The sequence below is a fragment of the Blautia marasmi genome, from assembly GCF_900258535.1.
GTDB classification, from domain to species: domain Bacteria; phylum Bacillota; class Clostridia; order Lachnospirales; family Lachnospiraceae; genus Blautia; species Blautia hominis.
Map to the genome: position 1 here is coordinate 1,491,887 of NZ_OIWX01000001.1, position 19,901 is coordinate 1,511,787.

General features: G+C 48.3%; 14 protein-coding genes and 1 riboswitch. Of the genes, 5 read left to right on the plus strand and 9 right to left on the minus strand.

Features of this window, described 5'->3' with window-relative positions:
- The first annotated feature begins 90 nt into the window (after positions 1-90).
- The 3 genes from typA to adhE (C6P39_RS06655) all read left to right on the plus strand — a co-directional run bounded on the left by typA (position 91) and on the right by adhE (C6P39_RS06655) (position 7,719).
- Positions 91-1,920 (plus strand): translational GTPase TypA, encoded by a 1,830-nt coding sequence (gene typA / locus C6P39_RS06645; RefSeq protein ID WP_095175602.1) that lies wholly within the window; start codon positions 91-93, stop codon positions 1,918-1,920.
- 240 nt (positions 1,921-2,160) lie between these two features.
- Positions 2,161-4,779, plus strand: coding sequence for a bifunctional acetaldehyde-CoA/alcohol dehydrogenase (gene adhE, locus C6P39_RS06650; protein ID WP_104803225.1), 2,619 nt, complete (start codon positions 2,161-2,163; stop codon positions 4,777-4,779).
- Between the two features lie 321 nt (positions 4,780-5,100).
- On the plus strand, positions 5,101-7,719 hold the full coding sequence (adhE, locus tag C6P39_RS06655; protein WP_104803226.1) for a bifunctional acetaldehyde-CoA/alcohol dehydrogenase: 2,619 nt from the start codon (positions 5,101-5,103) through the stop codon (positions 7,717-7,719).
- A gap of 61 nt (positions 7,720-7,780) precedes the next feature.
- On the opposite strand, the gene pdxT is transcribed toward adhE (C6P39_RS06655), so the two are convergent.
- From pdxT to C6P39_RS06685, 6 genes are all read right to left on the minus strand, one after another.
- A complete protein-coding gene (pdxT, locus tag C6P39_RS06660) occupies positions 7,781-8,347 on the minus strand; it encodes a pyridoxal 5'-phosphate synthase glutaminase subunit PdxT (RefSeq protein WP_104805872.1) in 567 nt (188 codons plus the stop codon).
- Positions 8,347-9,219 (minus strand): pyridoxal 5'-phosphate synthase lyase subunit PdxS, encoded by an 873-nt coding sequence (gene pdxS / locus C6P39_RS06665; RefSeq protein ID WP_095175606.1) that lies wholly within the window; start codon positions 9,217-9,219, stop codon positions 8,347-8,349. Before pdxS ends, pdxT begins: the two co-directional genes overlap by 1 nt.
- Before the next feature lie 196 nt (positions 9,220-9,415).
- Positions 9,416-10,543 (minus strand): polysaccharide deacetylase family protein, encoded by a 1,128-nt coding sequence (locus tag C6P39_RS06670; RefSeq protein ID WP_095175607.1) that lies wholly within the window; start codon positions 10,541-10,543, stop codon positions 9,416-9,418.
- A gap of 444 nt (positions 10,544-10,987) precedes the next feature.
- Positions 10,988-12,442, minus strand: coding sequence for an alanine/glycine:cation symporter family protein (locus tag C6P39_RS06675; protein WP_095175684.1), 1,455 nt, complete (start codon positions 12,440-12,442; stop codon positions 10,988-10,990).
- Positions 12,443-12,562: 120 nt separating this feature from the next.
- Positions 12,563-12,657, minus strand: a riboswitch (glycine riboswitch).
- Between the two features lie 179 nt (positions 12,658-12,836).
- Positions 12,837-14,027, minus strand: a complete 1,191-nt coding sequence (locus C6P39_RS06680; protein WP_065544392.1) for a dicarboxylate/amino acid:cation symporter — start codon at positions 14,025-14,027, stop codon at positions 12,837-12,839.
- Positions 14,028-14,063: 36 nt separating this feature from the next.
- The gene (locus C6P39_RS06685) at positions 14,064-14,624 is read right to left on the minus strand and encodes a manganese efflux pump MntP (RefSeq protein WP_095175609.1); all 561 of its coding nucleotides are present in this window, start codon (positions 14,622-14,624) and stop codon (positions 14,064-14,066) included.
- Between the two features lie 194 nt (positions 14,625-14,818).
- Here C6P39_RS06685 and C6P39_RS06690 point away from each other — a divergent pair, with 194 nt between their 5' ends.
- The gene (locus tag C6P39_RS06690; protein ID WP_104805873.1) at positions 14,819-16,393 is read left to right on the plus strand and encodes a glycoside hydrolase family 43 protein; all 1,575 of its coding nucleotides are present in this window, start codon (positions 14,819-14,821) and stop codon (positions 16,391-16,393) included.
- Positions 16,394-16,496: 103 nt separating this feature from the next.
- On the opposite strand, the gene C6P39_RS06695 is transcribed toward C6P39_RS06690, so the two are convergent.
- A complete protein-coding gene (locus C6P39_RS06695; RefSeq protein WP_095175610.1) occupies positions 16,497-17,150 on the minus strand; it encodes a CatA-like O-acetyltransferase in 654 nt (217 codons plus the stop codon).
- A gap of 208 nt (positions 17,151-17,358) precedes the next feature.
- Entirely contained in the window at positions 17,359-18,000 is a 642-nt protein-coding gene (locus C6P39_RS06700; RefSeq protein WP_104803227.1) for a putative ABC transporter permease, read from the minus strand.
- Positions 18,001-18,332: 332 nt separating this feature from the next.
- On the opposite strand from C6P39_RS06700, the gene gloA2 reads away from it, so the two are divergent.
- Positions 18,333-18,713 carry an SMU1112c/YaeR family gloxylase I-like metalloprotein gene (gene gloA2, locus C6P39_RS06705; protein ID WP_095175612.1) on the plus strand — a complete coding sequence of 127 codons (381 nt, stop codon included), beginning with the start codon at positions 18,333-18,335 and terminating at the stop codon, positions 18,711-18,713.
- A gap of 83 nt (positions 18,714-18,796) precedes the next feature.
- On the opposite strand, the gene C6P39_RS06710 is transcribed toward gloA2, so the two are convergent.
- Positions 18,797-19,900 (minus strand): sensor histidine kinase, encoded by a 1,104-nt coding sequence (locus C6P39_RS06710; RefSeq protein WP_158661477.1) that lies wholly within the window; start codon positions 19,898-19,900, stop codon positions 18,797-18,799.
- Between the last annotated feature and the right edge of the window lies 1 nt (position 19,901).

Consider the following 19,901-nt stretch of genomic DNA (forward strand, 5'->3'; position numbering starts at 1 on the left):
TTTCCACTTTGTATTTACTCATAAGTGTGATAGAATGTGACTGGATTTAGCCGTAAAAATGCGGTTTTTCCATTAGAAAAGAGGTTATTTATGAAAACGAAAAGAGAAAACATCAGAAACGTAGCAATCATTGCCCATGTTGACCACGGCAAAACGACACTCGTGGATCAGCTTCTGAAACAGAGCGGTGTCTTCCGCGAAAACCAGGAAGTCCAGGAACGCGTTATGGACTCCAATGATATTGAACGCGAGCGCGGTATCACAATACTTTCTAAAAATACAGCAATTTACTATAAGGATACAAAGATCAATATCATAGATACACCGGGCCATGCAGATTTCGGCGGCGAAGTGGAGCGTGTCCTGAAAATGGTGAACGGCGTCATCCTGCTGGTGGATGCCTTCGAGGGCGCTATGCCCCAGACCAAATTCGTGCTGAAAAAAGCCCTGGAGCTTGACCTGCATGTTATTGTATGTATCAATAAGATCGACCGTCCGGAAGCACGTCCCGATGAGGTAATCGACGAGGTGCTGGAGCTCCTTATGGATCTGGATGCCTCTGACGACCAGCTTGACTGTCCGTTCCTGTATGCCTCCGCCAAGGCAGGCCATGCAGTTCTGGACTTATCTGATTCACCGGAGAATATGGAGCCCTTATTTGAGACCATTCTCAAATACATCCCTGCCCCGGAAGGTGACCCGGAAGCAGGCACACAGGTTCTTATCAGCACCATTGACTACAATGAATATGTAGGACGTATCGGAGTAGGCAAGGTGGAGAACGGTTCCATCTCCGTAAACCAGGAAGTGCTCCTTCTGAACCATCATGACCCGGATAAAAAGAAAAAAGTTAAGATCAGCAAACTCTATGAATTCGACGGACTTGGAAAAGTAGAGGTAAAAGAAGCAGGCTTTGGTTCTATTGTAGCCATATCCGGTATCGCGGACATCCATATCGGTGATACCCTCTGCTCACCGGACAATCCGGAAGCCATCCCTTTCCAGAAAATATCAGAGCCTACCATCTCCATGAATTTCCTGGTAAATGACAGCCCCCTGGCCGGTCAGGAAGGTAAATTCATCACCTCCCGCCATTTAAGGGAGCGCCTGATGCGCGAGCTGAACACTGACGTGAGTCTCCGCGTGGAAGATACAGAGAGCACAGACTGCTTCAAAGTATCCGGAAGGGGTGAGCTTCATCTCTCCGTATTGATTGAAAATATGCGGCGGGAAGGCTACGAGTTCGCAGTCAGCAAAGCGGAAGTCATCTATCACGAGGATGAACGCGGCAAGAAAATGGAACCGGTAGAGATCGCCTATATAGATGTACCGGAAGAATTCTCAGGAACCATCATCAATAAATTAAATGAACGTAAAGGTGAACTGCAGGGCATGAGCCCGTCAAGTGACGGAACCGTGCGTCTGGAATACCATATCCCTTCCAGAGGACTTATCGGTTTCCGCGGCGATTTCCTCACCTCCACAAAGGGTACCGGAATCATGAACACTGCCTTCGACGGCTACGCTCCGTACAAAGGTGATATGTTCTACCGCAAGCTTGGCTCTTTGATCGCCTTTGAGGCAGGTGAGACCGTAACCTACGGCCTCTTCTCCGCCCAGGACAGAGGTACACTTTTTGTCAGCGCCGGCGAGAAAGTGTACAGCGGTATGGTGATCGGCGAGAGCGCCAAACCGGAAGATATTGAGCTGAACGTATGTAAGACCAAACATCTGACCAATACCCGCTCCTCCTCCGCTGATGAAGCCCTGAAGCTTACTCCGCCTAAGGTTCTCAGCTTAGAGCAGGCCCTGGAGTTTATTGACACGGATGAACTGCTTGAAGTGACCCCCAAGTCACTCAGGATCCGCAAAAAGATTCTGGATTCCCGTCTCCGTAAACGTGAAGGGTATAAAAAATAAGAAATACCGATGCCGTCATATCTTTTTCAGGTATGGCGGCATACTTTTGTCTATATTTTTCAGAATATTCTGCAATATTCTGACTTTTAATAATTTATACAAAATACTTGTTGGTTTTTATTGTTTTTACATCCATTTTATGGTAAGATAATTTATACCAACAGACAAGACGGAACATAAAAACTTCAGGTACTTCAATGAGTAAGGGCTCAAACCAAAAAATTTTTAAGGAGGATTTCTATGGCAAAAAAACCAGAGAACAAAGCCCCGGAACCCATCAACAGCGTGGAAGCACTGCAGGAAAAGATCGCTTCCATGAGAGAAGCACAGAGAAAGTTTTCCGCCTTCACACAAGAGCAGGTAGACAGGATTTTCTTCGAGGCAGCCATGGCAGCTAACAAACAGCGTATCCCGCTGGCAAAGCTGGCTGTCGCCGAGACCGGAATGGGCATTGTGGAGGACAAAGTTATCAAGAACCATTACGCAGCCGAGTATACTTATAACACATACAAACGTGTTAAGACCTGCGGCGTGGTGGAACAGGACACCTCATACGGCATCAAAAAGATCGCTGAACCGGTGGGCATCGTAGGTGCGGTCATCCCCACCACCAACCCCACATCCACAGCTATCTTCAAATGTCTGATCTGTCTGAAAACAAGAAATGCCATCATCATCAGTCCTCATCCGAGAGCTAAAAAATGTACCATCGAAGCAGCGAAGATCGTACTTGATGCCGCAGTGAAAGCAGGCGCGCCGGAAGGTATTATCGGCTGGGTTGAAGAGCCCACCATTGAGCTTTCCAACGAACTGATGAAATCCGTGGATGTTATCCTGGCAACAGGCGGCCCCGGAATGGTCAAAGCCGCGTACTCCTCCGGGAAGCCGGCGATCGGCGTCGGTCCCGGTAATGTTCCAGTTATTATGGACAGCTCCTGTGATGTTCCTACAGCGGTATATTCTGTTATCCATTCCAAGACCTTTGACAACGGCATGATCTGTGCTTCTGAGCAGTCCGTTACTGCAGTGGCAGATATCTACGATGACGTGAAAAAGGAATTTATAAAGAGAGGCTGCCATGTATTAAATAAGACAGATCTGGACAAGGTACGCAAGATCATCCTGACAGAAGCCGGTACCGTCAATCCTAAGATCGTAGGCCAGCCTGCAGCAGTCATTGCAGAGATGGCAGGCGTAACTGTCCCCAAAGAGACGAAGATCCTCATCGGTGAGGTAACTTCCGTGGATATCTCAGAACCGTTTGCGCATGAGAAATTATCCCCTGTCCTTGCCCTCTATAAAGCAAAGGACTTTGATACAGCACTTGACATGGCTGACCAGTTGATCAAAGACGGCGGTTATGGACATACTGCATCCTTATATATTCATCCGTCCCAGACGGAGAAAATGGCACAGCACGCAGACCGCATGAAGGCCTGCCGTATCCTGGTCAACACCCCATCCTCCCAAGGAGGAATCGGTGACCTTTACAACTTCAAGCTGGCTCCGTCCCTGACCCTGGGCTGCGGTTCCTACGGCGGCAACTCTGTATCCGAGAACGTAGGTGTCAAACACCTGCTGAATACCAAAACCGTTGCCGAAAGGAGAGAGAACATGCTTTGGTTCAGAGTCCCGGAAAAGGTATATTTCAAAAAAGGCTGTCTGCCGGTTGCTCTCGATGAGCTGAAACACGTATACGGCAAGAAAAAAGCCTTCCTGGTAACCGATACATTCCTGTATCAGAACGGCCATACCAAACCGATCACAGACAAACTGGATGAGATGGGCATTCCGTACAGCTGTTTCTTTGATGTAACACCTGACCCCACTCTGCAGTGTGCGCAGAAAGGCCTGGAGCAGTTAAATGCCTTCGGCCCTGATGTGATCATTGCCCTGGGCGGCGGTTCCGCTATGGATGCTGCCAAGATCATGTGGCTCATGTATGAGCACCCGGAATGTGATTTTGAAGATTTAGCCATGGACTTCATGGATATCCGCAAGCGAGTCTATGAGTTCCCCAAGATGGGAGAAAAGGCACTGATGGTATCTGTTCCCACATCTTCAGGTACCGGTTCCGAGGTAACACCTTTTGCCATCATCACGGACAAGACCACCGGCACCAAATGGCCTATCGCAGACTATGAGCTTCTGCCAAACATGGCGATCATAGATGTGGACTTCATGATGAGCCAGCCAAAGGGACTGACAAGCTCCTCCGGTATTGACGCCCTGACCCATGCCTTAGAAGCATACGCTTCCATTATGGCTACCGATTACACCGATGGTATTGCGCTGAAAGCGGTACAGCTTATCTTTGATTATCTGCCGTCCGCATACGAGAACGGCGCCGGTGACCCGGTTGCAAGGGAGAAAATGGCAAATGCCTCCACACTGGCCGGTATGGCTTTCGCCAATGCATTCCTGGGAATCTGCCACTCCATGGCACATAAGCTGGGTGCTTACCATCATGTACAGCACGGCATAGCCAACTCCCTGCTAATCGAACTGGTAATGCGCTACAACGCTGACCCGGCTCCGGTTAAGATGGGAACCTTCTCCCAGTATCCTTATCCTCACGCAAAGGAGAGGTACTGCGAGGTTGCACGTTTTATCGGCATCAAGGGCAAAAACGATGATGAAGTGTTTGACAATTTCATCGAAGCCATTGCCAAGCTGAAAGAAAGAGTTGGGATCAAGCGGACGATCAGAGAATATGGCATAGATGAGAAAGCATTCCTTGCTACCCTGGACCAGATGGTGGAAGATGCCTTCAATGACCAGTGTACAGGCGCCAACCCCAGATATCCGCTGATGTCTGAGATGAAAGAAATCTATCTGAAAGCTTATTACGGAGAATAAATAATCCTGAAATTTATATGGGCGGGTGTTTTCACCCGCCCATTTCCCCGTTTGATTTCGTTTATTTTTTATCAATTTCTTACCTTTTCTCCCATCATGCCTTTGTGAAATCCCCTTTTAATTATCAGAATTTTATATTACTTTTTTCTATTTTCAATATTAAATAAATTTTTACATCAAGTTAAACATCTATTCCTTGTACAAACACTGGCAAAATTTAACTAATCAATTTTCACTTTATATATTGACAAACTTTTAACAGTATTATATAATGCGTTTATCGTTAAAAAATTATCAATTCATTATAAGGGAGGATATCACATGGAAAAGAAAACAGAAGCAGAAATGCCAAAGACCGTGAACAGCCTGGAGGCATTACAGGCAAAGATCGCTTCTATGAAAGAAGCCCAGAAAATATTCGCATCCTATACCCAGGAGCAGGTAGATAAGATCTTTTTCGCCGCCGCTATGGCTGCCAACAAGGAACGTATCCCGCTGGCAAAGCTGGCTGTAGCCGAAACCGGAATGGGTATTGTGGAAGATAAAGTGATCAAGAACCATTACGCGGCTGAGTACACCTACAATGCTTATAAAAGAGTAAAAACCTGCGGTGTGGTGGAGGAAGACAAATCATTCGGCATAAAAAAGATCGCAGAGCCTGTGGGAATTGTGGGAGCTGTCATCCCTACTACGAACCCCACGTCCACTGCTATCTTCAAATGTTTGATCTGCCTGAAGACCAGAAATGCAATCATAATAAGCCCGCATCCCCGTGCAAAAAGATCCACCATTGAAGCAGCCAGAATCATCCTGGAAGCTGCAGTGAAAGCAGGGGCACCTGAGGGAATCATCGGCTGGGTGGAGGAACCCACCATTGAGCTTTCCAATGAGCTGATGAGATCCGTGGACGTGATCCTGGCAACAGGCGGTCCCGGAATGGTAAAAGCCGCCTATTCCTCCGGAAAACCTGCCATCGGCGTCGGACCGGGCAACACCCCTGTCATCATGGACAGCACCTGCGATATCCCTACTGCGGTTTACTCTGTCATCCATTCCAAAACCTTTGACAATGGCATGATCTGTGCATCGGAACAGTCTGTGACCGCCATTGCCGACATTTATGATAATGTGAAAAAGGAATTTGTAAAAAGAGGCTGCCATGTACTGAGCAGCGAAGAATTGGATAAAGTACGGAAGATCATACTGACAGACGCAGGAACCGTAAATCCCAAAATCGTTGGCCAGCCTGCCTCTGTGATCGCCGAGATGGCTGGTGTGACTGTGGAAAAAAATACAAAGATACTGATCGGGGAAGTATCCTCTGTAGACGTCTCCGAACCTTTTGCCCATGAAAAGCTTTCCCCCGTCCTTGCGCTCTACAAAGCTGAGGATTTTGATACAGCTCTTGATATGGCTGACCAGCTTGTCAAAGACGGAGGTTACGGACATACAGCAGCGCTCTATATCCACCCGTCCCAGACAGAAAAGATGGAAAAACATGCAGACCGCATGAAAGCCTGCCGTATCTTGATCAATACCCCCTCCGCCCAGGGCGGCATCGGTGATCTTTACAACTTTAAACTTGCCCCTTCCCTCACACTGGGCTGCGGTTCTTACGGCGGCAACTCCGTGTCTGAGAACGTAGGCGTAAAGCATCTGCTGAACACCAAAACGGTTGCTGAGAGGAGAGAAAACATGTTGTGGTTCCGAGTACCTGAAAAAGTATATTTTAAAAAGGGCTGCCTGCCTGTTGCCCTGGATGAACTGAAAAATGTCTATTGCAAGAAAAAAGCCTTCCTGGTAACCGATACTTTCCTGTACAAAAACGGCCACACAAAACCGATCACCGACAAACTGGATGAAATGGGCATACCATACAGCTGCTTCTTTGATGTCACACCTGACCCCACGCTCCAGTGCGCTCGGAGGGGACTGGCACAGCTTAAAGCCTTTGAACCTGATGTGATCATTGCCCTGGGAGGCGGTTCCTCCATGGATGCGGCAAAGATCATGTGGCTCATGTATGAACACCCGGAATGTGATTTTGAAGATTTGGCTATGGATTTCATGGATATCCGCAAGAGAGTCTACACCTTCCCGAAAATGGGGGAAAAAGCTATGATGGTCTCCATCCCCACTTCCTCCGGTACCGGTTCTGAGGTAACACCATTTGCCATTATCACAGACGAAGTCACGGGAACCAAATGGCCCATTGCAGACTATGAGCTTCTGCCAAACATGGCCATCATTGATGCAGACTTTATGATGACACAGCCCAAAGGCTTAACAAGCGCATCCGGCATTGATGCCCTGACCCACGCACTGGAGGCTTACGCTTCCATCATGGCAACCGATTATACAGACGGTGTGGCCTTAAAGGCTGTAAAACTAATCTTTGACTACCTGCCCGCAGCTTACGAAAAAGGTGCCGCTGACCCTGTTGCCAGAGAGAAGATGGCCAATGCGTCCACCCTTGCCGGTATGGCCTTTGCCAATGCCTTCCTGGGGATCTGCCACTCCATGGCACATAAACTTGGCGCTTACCATCACCTGCCCCACGGCGTAGCCAATGCGCTCTTGATCGAACTGGTCATGCGCTACAATGCGGATCCTGCTCCGGTCAAGATGGGAACCTTCTCCCAGTATCCATATCCTCACGCAAAAGAGAGATACTGCGAGATCGCACGTTTTATCGGTATCCAGGGTAAAGATGAGGATGAGGTATTTGAAAACTTCCTGAAAGCCATTGCTGAACTGAAGGAAAAGGTGGGTATCAAGAAAACCATCAAAGATTATGGAATTGAGGAAAAGGCCTATCTGAAAACACTGGATGAAATGGTTGAGAACGCCTTCAATGACCAGTGTACCGGCGCTAACCCCAGATATCCTCTGATGTCTGAGATGAAAGATCTTTACTTAAAGGCATATTATGGAGAATAACTCTTCTATATCAATAGGGAGGTCCCGCAAATGGGCCTCCCTATCTTTCACTCCCCTGTGATCACCTGCCGCATATCTCCTCTATAAAATACCTGTGTATTTCAGGATTGCCTGTAAGCTCCGGATGAAAAGCCAGGCCAAGCTGACTGCCATAACGGGCTGCTACTATCTTTCCGCCTATGACAGACAAGATCTCCGCATCACCGCACACTTCTTCTATATAAGGTGCCCGTATAAATGTCATGGGAAACTGCCCTATTCCTTTCATGTCCCCGGCAGTCTGAAAACTTCCCAACTGCCTGCCGTAAGCATTGCGCCTGACAGTGACCGGCATTGTTCCGAAGCAGGGCTCCCCTCCCGCCACATGCTCAGCCAGCAGGATCAAACCGGCACAGGTTCCCATAACCGGCATACCTTCCTCTATACTTTTCTTGATCGGATACAGAAGTTTAAGTTCTGTGAGCAGTTTCCTCATGACCGTACTCTCCCCGCCGGGAAGAACAAGAGCATCCAGATCCCCCATAAGATCTGCCCTCTGCCTGATCTCCACGCAGTCTGCTCCCAGGCCTTCCAACATACTCCTGTGTTCTGCAAAGGCACCCTGAAGTGCCAGAATACCAATCCTCATCATTTCCCTCTCTCAGCCATGAGCAGTTCTATCTCCTGCTCATTAATGCCTACCATAGCTTCCCCCAGATCCATGGACAGCTCTGCTATCATCCCGGCATCCTTATAGTTTGTCACCGCTTTTACAATTGCAGCCGCGCGCTTCTGGGGATTCCCTGACTTAAAGATGCCTGAACCCACAAACACGCCCTCTGCTCCAAGCTGCATCATCAGCGCCGCGTCTGCCGGAGTTGCCACACCACCTGCCGCGAAGTTGACCACAGGAAGCTTTCCCTGTTCCTTCACATATACTACCAGGTCATAAGGAACTGCAAGTTCCTTTGCCTTGTTATACAGCTCATCCTCCTCCATGGAGGTGATCCTGCGTATTTCCCCCTGCATCATACGCATATGGCGCACGGCCTGGATAATATCTCCTGTACCCGGCTCCCCTTTTGTGCGGATCATGGACGCGCCCTCATTGATCCTGCGCAGTGCCTCACCCAGGTCTTTTGCTCCGCACACGAAAGGTACCTGAAATTTTCTCTTGTCTATATGGTATACATCATCCGCAGGGGAGAGGACCTCACTTTCATCTATGTAATCAATCTCTATGGCCTCCAGGATCTGTGCCTCCGCAAAATGCCCGATCCTGCATTTTGCCATAACCGGTATAGATACAGCCGCCTGGATTCCCTGGATCATCTTCGGGTCACTCATTCTCGCCACACCGCCTGCTGCCCGGATATCCGCAGGTATCCTTTCCAGCGCCATGACCGCACAGGCACCTGCCTCCTCCGCGATCCTGGCCTGTTCCGGTGTCGTTACATCCATGATAACGCCGCCCTTCAGCATCTGGGCCAGCTCCTTATTCAACGTATATCTGTCTTCCATTCTTAACTCCCTTTCTGCTTTTCCTCTCTTGTGAGAAACCTTTATTCTTTTGGTTGTTATGAATTATAGACGTCATCTGTCCTTTTTTCAAATGCCAGTTTTGACATTTTTAACCATGCCAGTTCTCATAATGGACATAAAAATACCCCTCAGGCATTTCTGTCTGAGGGGGTATGTCCGTAATTCTCCTGCCGCACTACTCTACCTGCTGCTCTCCTTCGCCGAAGAAGTAATGAGCTGCACCATTTTCCAGCTTGATACCCTTGGCTTCTGCCAATTCACTTACGGTTACCAGTTTGTAGCCCTGTTCCACCAGTTCCGGGATCACACGAATAGCTGCTTTTACAGACCATTCATGAATATCGTGCATCAGGACGATAGAACCGTCTTTAACATTGTCAACGGTCACCTGATACGTCTGGTCCTCACTCTTAGTCAGCCAGTCCTTTGTATCAATACTCCACATGATCACCGGCATCCCAACTGCGGCCTGCACGGACTCATTATAAGCACCGCCCGGCGGGCGCATCACAGTCGCAGGCACACCTGCCGCACCGGAAATGGCATCATTGGTCCTTTTGATCTGACTGGTGACACTCTCTGAATCCAATGTAGTCAAATCCAGATGGTCATATGTATGATTTCCCAGTTCCATACCGGCATCCTTCAAGTCCTTCACCACATCAGGAAATGCTGCTGCATTGGAACCCAGCATAAAGAATGTAGCCTTTGCATTATTTTTTGTCAGACAATCCAGCAGTTCTTCTGTATGTTCCCCCGGACCATCATCAAAAGTCAAAGCAACCATGGGCCGCTTCTTTGTCTCGTCGTATTTTCCGCTGTCATCAAAAAAGTAGTCTTCACCGTCCAGCTCCAGCCATCCGGTCTTCATATAGCCGTTCTCATCAAAATAGTATCTTGAGCCTTCAATCTCTTTCCATCCACCTTTAAAAAAGGTTCCGTCCGTATCACGGTACCACCAGCCCTTGTCATCCTGCTGCCAGCCCATCACACCGGCGGATGCCATTTTCGCCAAATCTGCGGCTCCCATAACCGGCTGTTTTGTGGCCGCTGATGTATCTTCCTGGGAGGTCGTCTGAGCCTTAACCTCCACAGCGCCTTCCTTCGGGACCCCTGTCTTACCCGAGATCAGCTTATGTATGCCTGTTCCCACCAGACCGATCACCAGCACCAATACTGCTGCCATAGCTACCAGGCGCATTATCCTTCGTCTGCGCATCTGCCGCTTCTTCTCAAGCCTTCGCCTGCGCATGCGTTCCTGTCTTCGCCGCTCGTACTCCAGATCTCTTTCGTCTTCCATCATTATACTCCCATCTCCGCTTACACTAGATATTCCATTTCATGATACCTTTTTTCTCGACAAGTTGCAACAGCAAATCTCTTAATTTTCCTTAAACCGGAACACTTTCTGTAACAGTTCAGACCGGTCTGCGCATTTACTGCGCTGACCGCATGAAGAAGTAGTGCCAGCAGGCATCCTGCCCATCGCGAAGCGATTTTTAATGGCTGGATGCGTAACGGTTCAGCTTGTCTGAACTGTTACCACTTTCTTTGTTCTTATTATAATACATTTCGACAAGTTTGCATAGCCTAATCTTTACTATTTTTATCCATTTATTTTATATAAAAAAACCGGAAGGAAAATTACGGCTGCATTTCTGACTGACAGCCGTTTTTTCACTTCCGGATGTTCCGGAGTATGTCTGTACGCATTGCTATACGACACCTCCGTCCATATCTTAGCTCTCTACAATCCTGCCTGCACCTCTGAGATACCATTCTCCTGTTCAGCAGCCGATTTCCCGAAATAAGCTTTTGTCTCCGCAAACACTACACGGCTCAGAGCAGCTAGCGCGATCAGATTGGGGAATGCCATGAGGGCGTTGAAGATATCGGCAATGTTCCATACAGCCTGCACAGTCATATAAGGTCCGATAAAGATTGCCAGGATATACAGCCAGCGGTACCCCTTGACCACTTTCCTGTTTCTGTTGAAAAGGTATTCAATGCAGCGCTCCCCATAATAATTCCATCCCAAGATGGTAGTAAAGGCAAAAAACACAAGGCATACCATCAGCACTACCGACGCCACAACAGGAGGAAACGGCAGCCCTTTTTGGAATGCGGCGGTGGTGATAGCCACACCCTCCAGCCCTGTGTTCCAGGTTCCTGTCACAACGATGGACAGGCCTGTCATTGTACATATGACAATGGTGTCAATAAAAGTACCTGTCATAGATACAAGCCCCTGACGCACCGGAGATTTTGTCTGTGCTGCGGCGGCTGCGATAGGCGCACTGCCAAGTCCCGCTTCATTGGAGAAAATACCTCTGGCAATTCCCTTCTGCATGGCAACCATCATGGTCCCCATGGCACCGCCTGCCAGGGCACTGCCGGAAAACGCGCTTTTTACAATGGATACAGCCGCCGCGGGGATCTCTCCCAGATGGGTCACAAGGATAATAAACGCAAATATAAAATACAAAACAGCCATAAACGGCACAACAACCTGAGAGACCTGTGCGATCCGCTTCAGCCCGCCGATGACTACCAGGCCCACGCACACAGTCAGGATAAGGCCTGCGATGACGGTGGCAATAGAATAACTGCTGCCCAGCAGAGATACTGTATTGGCTTTCTCCGGGTCAAAAAAGTTGCATACCGCAGAGGATATACCATTTACCTGGGTAAAGGTTCCGATCCCCAGAAGTCCCACGCCGGCTCCGAAAAAGGCGAATATCTTAGCCAGCCATCTCCATCTGACTCCCATGCCGTTTTCTATATAATAAAAAGGTCCGCCCAGCACATGTCCGTCACTGTCAATGGTACGGTATTTTATGGCAAGCACACCCTCTGCGTATTTGGTGGCCATACCAAAGAAGGCTGCCAGCACCATCCAGAACAGTGCTCCCGGGCCGCCTGCCGCAAGAGCGGTTGCCACTCCCACAATATTACCCGTACCGATGGTGGCTGACATGGCTGTACAGAGGGCGCCGAAGCTGGTCACCTCACCGTTGCCCCCATCCTCATTCTTAACCATGAACTTCAGTGCTTTTCCCAGGTGCCTGATTTGTAAAAATCCCATTCTCACCGTCAGGTAAATACCTATGGTGAGGATCAGAACGATCAGCGGCGGTCCCCACACCACCTGGTCAAACCATGTGATAAAATCATTCACTTTCTGCAAAACTACCTGTAACATTTTTTCTTCCGTCCTCTCTTTTTCATAAATACCACACATTTTCTGTTATCATGAACAAAAAAGACTGTGGTTTCCCACAGCCTCCATAAGAGTACGACAAAACATATACAAGATATTATCTGTGTATACTCTGTCCTTTTGCCTGAGAGATTGGCAGCTGATGAAACTGCTGTACACCTTCGGCGCTCTTACTGAGACTCTCCAGAGCCGTTGTTTTCACAACGTTTTATACTTTATCATATTCGTCTGACAAACACAAGTGTTTTTTCTTAAAAGACACCCCTTTGCATGTGTTTTTTTCCGTACAGTCCTGCCTTCTGCCGGTTTGTTCCGACAGGACAAACGCCGGGCTGCATGAAATGCAGTCCGGCGCAGACCTGTGGAAAGATCACGATCAGAATTCTATATTCAGTTCCTGCTCTTTCACATTGTGTTTCTCCGCATATCCTGTTAAAAACAGAGTCAGGGCACCGTCTCCGGTCACATTGCAGGCTGTTCCGAAGCTGTCCTGAAGTGCAAAGATGGTCAGCATCAGAGCGGTTCCCGTCTCATCAAAGAGCAGGACACCTGTAATAAGTCCCAGAGACGCCATGACCGTACCGCCCGGCACACCGGGTGCTCCGATGGCAAACACACCCAAAAGCATACAGAACAGCACCATCATCCCCACAGACGGCAGCTCACCATAGAGTATTTTAGATACTGTCATGACAAAGAATACCTCTGTCAGCACAGAACCGCACAGGTGGATATTGGCAAACAGCGGGATACCGAAATTCACCATATCTTTTCTCAGGACTTTTGACTTTCTTGCACCCTCAAGAGCCACTGCCAGAGTCGCAGCACTGGACATGGTACCCACTGCGGTCAGATAAGCAGGTCCGTAGTATTTCAGGACTTCCATCGGATTCTTTCCGGAATATGCACCGGCTATACCGTACAGAAGCGCAAGCCAGATGTAATGTCCTGCCATGACGATGACAATGACTTTCAAAAATACGGGAAGCTGCTTTGTGATCGTTCCTTCATATGCCAGTCCGCAGAAGGTGGAAGCAATGAAAAACGGCAGTATGGGAATAATGAATTTTGTCACGATCTTCAGCACGATCTTCTGGAACTCATCCAGAATGGCGGTTGTATAGCGGGCTTTTGTCCACGCTGCCGCCAGACCCAGCATGATGGAAAATACCAGCGCACTCATAACCGGCATGATCTGCGGGATATCAAGCTGGAACACCACATTTGGCAGTTCCTTCAGCCCTTCCACCTCGGACTGTATGGACAGGTGGGGAATCAGCCCGTATCCTGCCCCCATTGCCATAAATGCAGCTCCGATGGAGGAAATGTAGGCGATGGACAGGGCCACGCCCAGCATTTTTGAGGCGTTATTTCCCATCTTGGTGATGGAGGGCGCAATAAATCCAATAATGATCAGGGGAACGCAGAAGGTGATCACCTGCCCCAGAATGTATTTGACAGTCACCACCACATTCATGACAGCCTCGTTTGCCACAAGGCCGATCACCATACCCAGAACTACGCCGATCAGCAGACGCACCGGAAGGCTTTTAAACAATTTTTTCATCTCATTTCTCCTCTCTCTTTTTTGATTCCTTGTTTATTACAGTATACCCAGATGCTCCAACAGTATTTTCAACCCCAGAAGCACCAGTATAATACCGCCCGCAAGTTCCGCTTTGGCTTTGTACTTTGTGCCAAAGACATTTCCCACCTTCACACCAAAGATGGAACAGACAAATGTGACAATGCCGATGAAGCTGGCCGCCGGAACGATGGCCACATCCAGAAAGGCAAAGGTGATCCCCACTGCCAGCGCATCAATGCTGGTTGCCACAGCCAGAGGGAACATGGTCTTTACATCCACCCCGGCCACAGGACAGGATTCCCCTTTATCCAGGGACTCCCGTATCATATTGATACCGATAAATCCCAACAGGATAAAAGCGATCCAATGGTCAATGGCAGTTATTTTGCTCTTGAACTGTACTCCCAGCAGATAACCGATCACCGGCATCAGCGCCTGGAATCCGCCAAACCAGAGGCCAACGACTGTCATGTTCTTTATGCTCAGCTTCTCCATGGAAAGCCCTTTGCAGATGGAAACAGCAAAAGCATCCATGGACAGGCCAACCGCCAGCGTAAATAACGTTAATAAATCCATAGTTTTCTCCTGTTCATATGTATTATGTTGTTACTACTTTCATTGTATTGCCCATTATACTATACGGAGCAGGTTTTGTAAAAATGTTTTTATCACGTTTTTTTCCAGGGAAAAGGCGTTTTTTTCTATTTACCAAAATGGATTCCCTGCCTATAATGAAGAAAATGGAGAAATTTTGTAAAGGAGAATACGATATGCTAAAAGAAACTTTTCACAACCCGCTTCTGCCGGGTTTTTACCCGGACCCATCCATCTGCCGTGTGGGGGATGACTACTACATGGTGACCTCATCCTTTGTCTACTATCCGGGACTGCCCATTTTCCACAGCAGGGACCTGGTCCACTGGGAGCAGATCGGCCACGGCATCCACAGGCCGGATCAGCTCAACTACAAAAACTGCGAAACCAGTGAGGGGCTTTGGGCGCCCAGCATCCGTTTCCATGAAGGGACCTTTTATATTATTAATACGTTCGTTTCCGAAGGACGTGAGGCAAAACGCGATAATTATATCATAACAGCAAAAAATCCTGCAGGACCTTGGAGTGACCCGGTTGTGGTGGAAGGTGCTGACGGCATCGACTCCAGTCTGTTTTTTGATGATGACGGCTCTGTATGGTACGTGGGTAACTTCATCAGTGAAGAGAAGCTCTATGAAGGGCATCACGGCATTTACTTAAATGAATTAGACCCTGATACCCTGCAGTTCAAAGGCCCCAGAACCATTATCTGGGACGGAAAGAAAACAAGGAGCAAGTGGATCGAGGCTCCCCATATTTATAAAAAGGACGGATATTATTACCTGTTAGTGGCAGAGGGCGGTACCTTTGTCACCCACAGTGTACAGATGGCGCGCTGCCGTACCATTGACGGTGATTATGAGATTTGTCCAAGGAATCCTATTGTGACACACAGGCATATGCCTCTCCTGAATCCAATTTCCGTTACCGGACATGCAGATATTGTGGAGACCCAGAACGGGGAATGGTGGATGGTGCTGCTGGCCGTGCGCCCCTACCGGGGCGGGCACTACAATCTCGGACGTGAGACTTTCATGGTGCCTTTCGTATGGGCAGAAGACGGCTGGCCTATGATCGACAATGAAACAGGGCTTGTGCAGGAGGAGGAGCGTCTTCCCAAACTGCCCCGCACTGTATATCCGCTTATGCCGGAATCCGACAATTTTGAAGATGAAACCCTCCAGATGCAGTGGAATACCATCCACCCTCCAATAGAAGCCTTCTATTCTCTCACAGAGCGCCCCGGCTTTCTGCGCCTTATGACAAGGCCTCAGGTCATGGAAGAGATCTGCACCCCGTCTTTCATTGGACGCAGACAGCGGCACAAAAGCTTTCTGGCAAAAACCGCCATGGAGTTTCAGCCTGCTTCAGACTGTGAGGAGGCAGGTATCGCGCTGGTACAGGATGACCGTTTCCACTATCTGATGGTTATGAAGAAAAAAGACTGCACACCTTTCCTGCAGTTCTACAAAACAGAAAACGGCTGCCGCACTCTGGTAAAAGAAACAGAAATAAAGGACAGCAAACGCCTGTATTTAAGTGTTCAGGGCAATACCACTGACTACGATTTTTATTATGGATACAGCGAATCCGAACTGCTTCCTTTCCTGTGCGGCGTGGATGCCTCTCTTTTAAGCTCTGTTGTAAACAACGGCTTTACAGGCGTCTACCTGGGCATGTATACCAGTTCCAACCACCAGCCCAGCACCGGTCACGCTGACTTTGACTGGTTCCAATATCAGGGCCGGTAAATTTTATTATGTAAACCATCAGGCCGGGGCGCAGATATCCGCGTCCCGGCCTGATCATCTGTATCCGCGCAAAAACCCAGACTCCTGCCCGCGGCTGCACAGGCTATGCAGAAAACGTATCCAGATTTTCCTGGAGCATACGGAAAAATTTCTCTGCATGATACCCATCATTTGCTGCATGGTTAAAGTTCCCCGTCACGGACATCTTCATCCTTCCGTCTCTCTCCTGATACTTTCCCACTGTGATAAAAGGTATGTAACTCTCGCTGCCCGATTCCGGATTTACAAAGGAAGCCGGACGCACATAGCAGATGGATGCATACGCCGTGTTTGGCAATATGGTTATGTCCACACAGCCCGGGACAGGATTTCCATAATAGTACAGGGTGCTGCCGTTCTCGGCCTTCTCCTTGTCCTCCAGAAACGCTTTATAGAAGCTGTCAAAATCCTTATCAAAATCGGTGACCATATGCGTAAACAGATGCCCTTCCCCTTTCCGCATAAGCGTATAGCAAGGGTTCAGCCTCTCGTAATACCCTATGGCTCCGTCCACTTTTGCATAGCGGAAATCCACATCACTGTTTACCGTATTGGCAATACACCAGCATATGGACGGATAGAATTTGTAACCTTTCTCATGTATGGCCTCTAAAAAATCCGTGACATCTGCCTCCGCGGTCAGATTATAAGTATATCCTGCAAAACGTTCAAAAATTTCTTTTCTCTCCCAATTTTCATAGTCAATTGTATAGAACATAGCTGCCTCCCTGATCTATTCTCTTTTCTTACAGCATATCTTTTTTTCACAGATAGCACAAGCAGTATTTGTAACGCTTCAGCCGCCTCACCCTCCCAGGCTTCCCCATGCCCAGCCGCCTTTTCCTGTACAATATAAAAAAGGCACTGCCCTGTGTACGGCAATACCTTTTTTATTAGGTCAAATCTATTAGTCTACGCCTCCGGCGTTAAAAGATCCATCTTGTGGTTTCAGAAACATCCATAGTGATCCCAGGCCCCATTTTGGGGTATATGGCTGAAAACACCAAATCAACCGTAAACAAAGTGATCAGCACAATACAGAGTACAATCTTTCCTGTCCGGGGGATCTTTCTGAACAGATCATCCATAACCGGTGCTGCGATATAAAGGATCGCGCAGGCACCCACAGCAAACAGTGCCAGTACCTCCAGACACACACGGCCGTTAATGTTAAACAGGCTTTCACTGTAGTCCCAGTATTTTACGCCCCGGAACTGCTCCAGTGCCCACCCCGTTGTATATTCCAGAATACCGCTGCCCACATACGCAAATACAAATACATGAAGCGGCTTGTCGGCAAATCTTTTCAATAATACCAGGGTCATCACACCGCCCACACCATAGATGGGAAGCCATGGTCCCCATGTGGTTCCTCTGTTGATGATCGCCCCGTCAATAAATATGTGAAGAAATACTTCCCACAGCCATCCGACTGTTGATGCGGAAAAGAAAAATAAGATCATACTTGTCAGGGAATAGGCCCTGTCATATTCTGCTGCTATAAATCTTTCCTGTGTAAACTGTCTTCTCACGCCCTCTGAAATTCTTATCACCATGTCTCTAGCCATCTCTTTCCCCTCCTTTTATTCTTTCCTCGTAACTGTTCAGTACCATCACAGTTACAGGCAATTTCCTCTTCTTTATTATGGCTTTATCTTACCAGTGAAAAAATAAGAAGCAATTGTAAAAAAACGAAAGAAATTATAAAGATATTATTTAAAAATTCCTAACATGCCTGAAGTCATGCTATACTGAACGTGGTACACTTTCTGCACCTGAGATTCCCGGATACCATGTATGATGTCAAGAAAACAGCGGTTTAAGAGGGATATCATGAGCGGATAGGGCTGTGCAAAGCTTTTGTTACGGCGCTTTTACTTTAAGTTAAGGAGGATTTTTTATGACACTTGATCACATACACCATGTTGCTATTATTGTATCAGATTATGAAAAGGCAAAGGACTTTTATGTAAACCAATTAGAATTAGAGGTCATTCGGGAAAATTACCGTGCGAAGCGGGATGACTGGAAGCTGGATCTGCGCCTGGGTGACTGTGAGCTGGAGATATTCGGGGTAAAGAACCCGCCAGCCCGCGTTAACCGCCCGGAGGCCTGCGGACTCCGTCATCTGGCCTTTGCCGTTGCGGATATGGAGGAGGCAGTTGCATGGCTGCACAGTAAAGGTATTGAGACAGAGCCTGTGCGCACCGATGATTTTACAGGGAAGAAAATGACATTCTTTTTTGACCCGGACGGCCTTCCACTGGAACTGCACGAGTAAGGTTCTGCTCCTATCAAAGGGAAGGGTGCCGGACCTGCGCTGCAGAAACGCCGGTCCGGCACCCTTCCCTTTGGAGTATCCGGTTATATTCTTATTTTTACGGTTGTCCCTTTTTCTTCCGAAGATTCATAGTCCATCTTCCATCCATGGAGCTTTACGATCTCATAGCACAGGCCAATTCCGTAACCGTTCCGTTCGGCTTTTGCCCTTGGAAATTCATGGTTCCGGTTCAAGTAGTTCAGCTTCTGCTTCTCTATGTATTTTCCGTCGTTCCATATACTCACACAGTGATCCGAAGCTGTCACGGTCACATGCTCCCCTGCGTTTACCGCATTGCTGATCAAATTCTTAAACAGGCATTTGACCAGGGATACATCCCCCTCTATGATCCCCATATGGTTTTCCACATGAATACAGGGGTATAACTTTTTCATCTCCTCAAGCAGTCCCTCCATATCAGCCCTCTGATACTTAATATTTCCTTCCCTCAGATTTCCCATGACCAGCAGTCTGTCCACCGTCTCTCTGAGGCTGCAGGCTTCCTTTACGATCTGCTCCCCGGCAAAGAAGCGGTCCTCCTCCGTGATCCTGCCCATCTGGATATACTGTCCGTACCCCTGCAGTACCGTCAAAGGGGTCCGCAGTTCATGTGCTATGTTATTGATGGGCATGTATATTTTCTTCATGGTCATATAAAGCATGGAGCCGATCACAGCTTCCAGAAGCAGGCCCGTCACCAGGAAGGCCAACAGCCTTCTGTTCTGCCCGCGGTATAAATCCTGTATGTTCTCCATATAGACTACATGGCAGTCATCCTCCCCGGTGCCGGTCTGTCCCATGACCGCTGCATGGCGTTCCCCTTTATATGTGACAATATCCGCGTTTCCGGCGATCCCCACTCCTTCCGGAAGGTGGTTCACAATGGTCCTCTCCCCGCGGCTCACGTTAATATAGATCCTGTTCCTGTAATATCCCTGTCCCAGGTAGATCAGCTTATCCTCCCCGCCCTCCGCGCCGATCAGCCCCTCCACCGTATAGGCAAGCTGCTGCTGCCGCTTGATCACATCATCCATACGGGTTTCCAGATCATTCTTAAATCCCATGGTGGACAGAAGAAGCAGGGAGAGATTGAGAATCACCAGAAACAGCACATACGCTGCCAGATAATTTTTCTTCCAAAGCTGCATA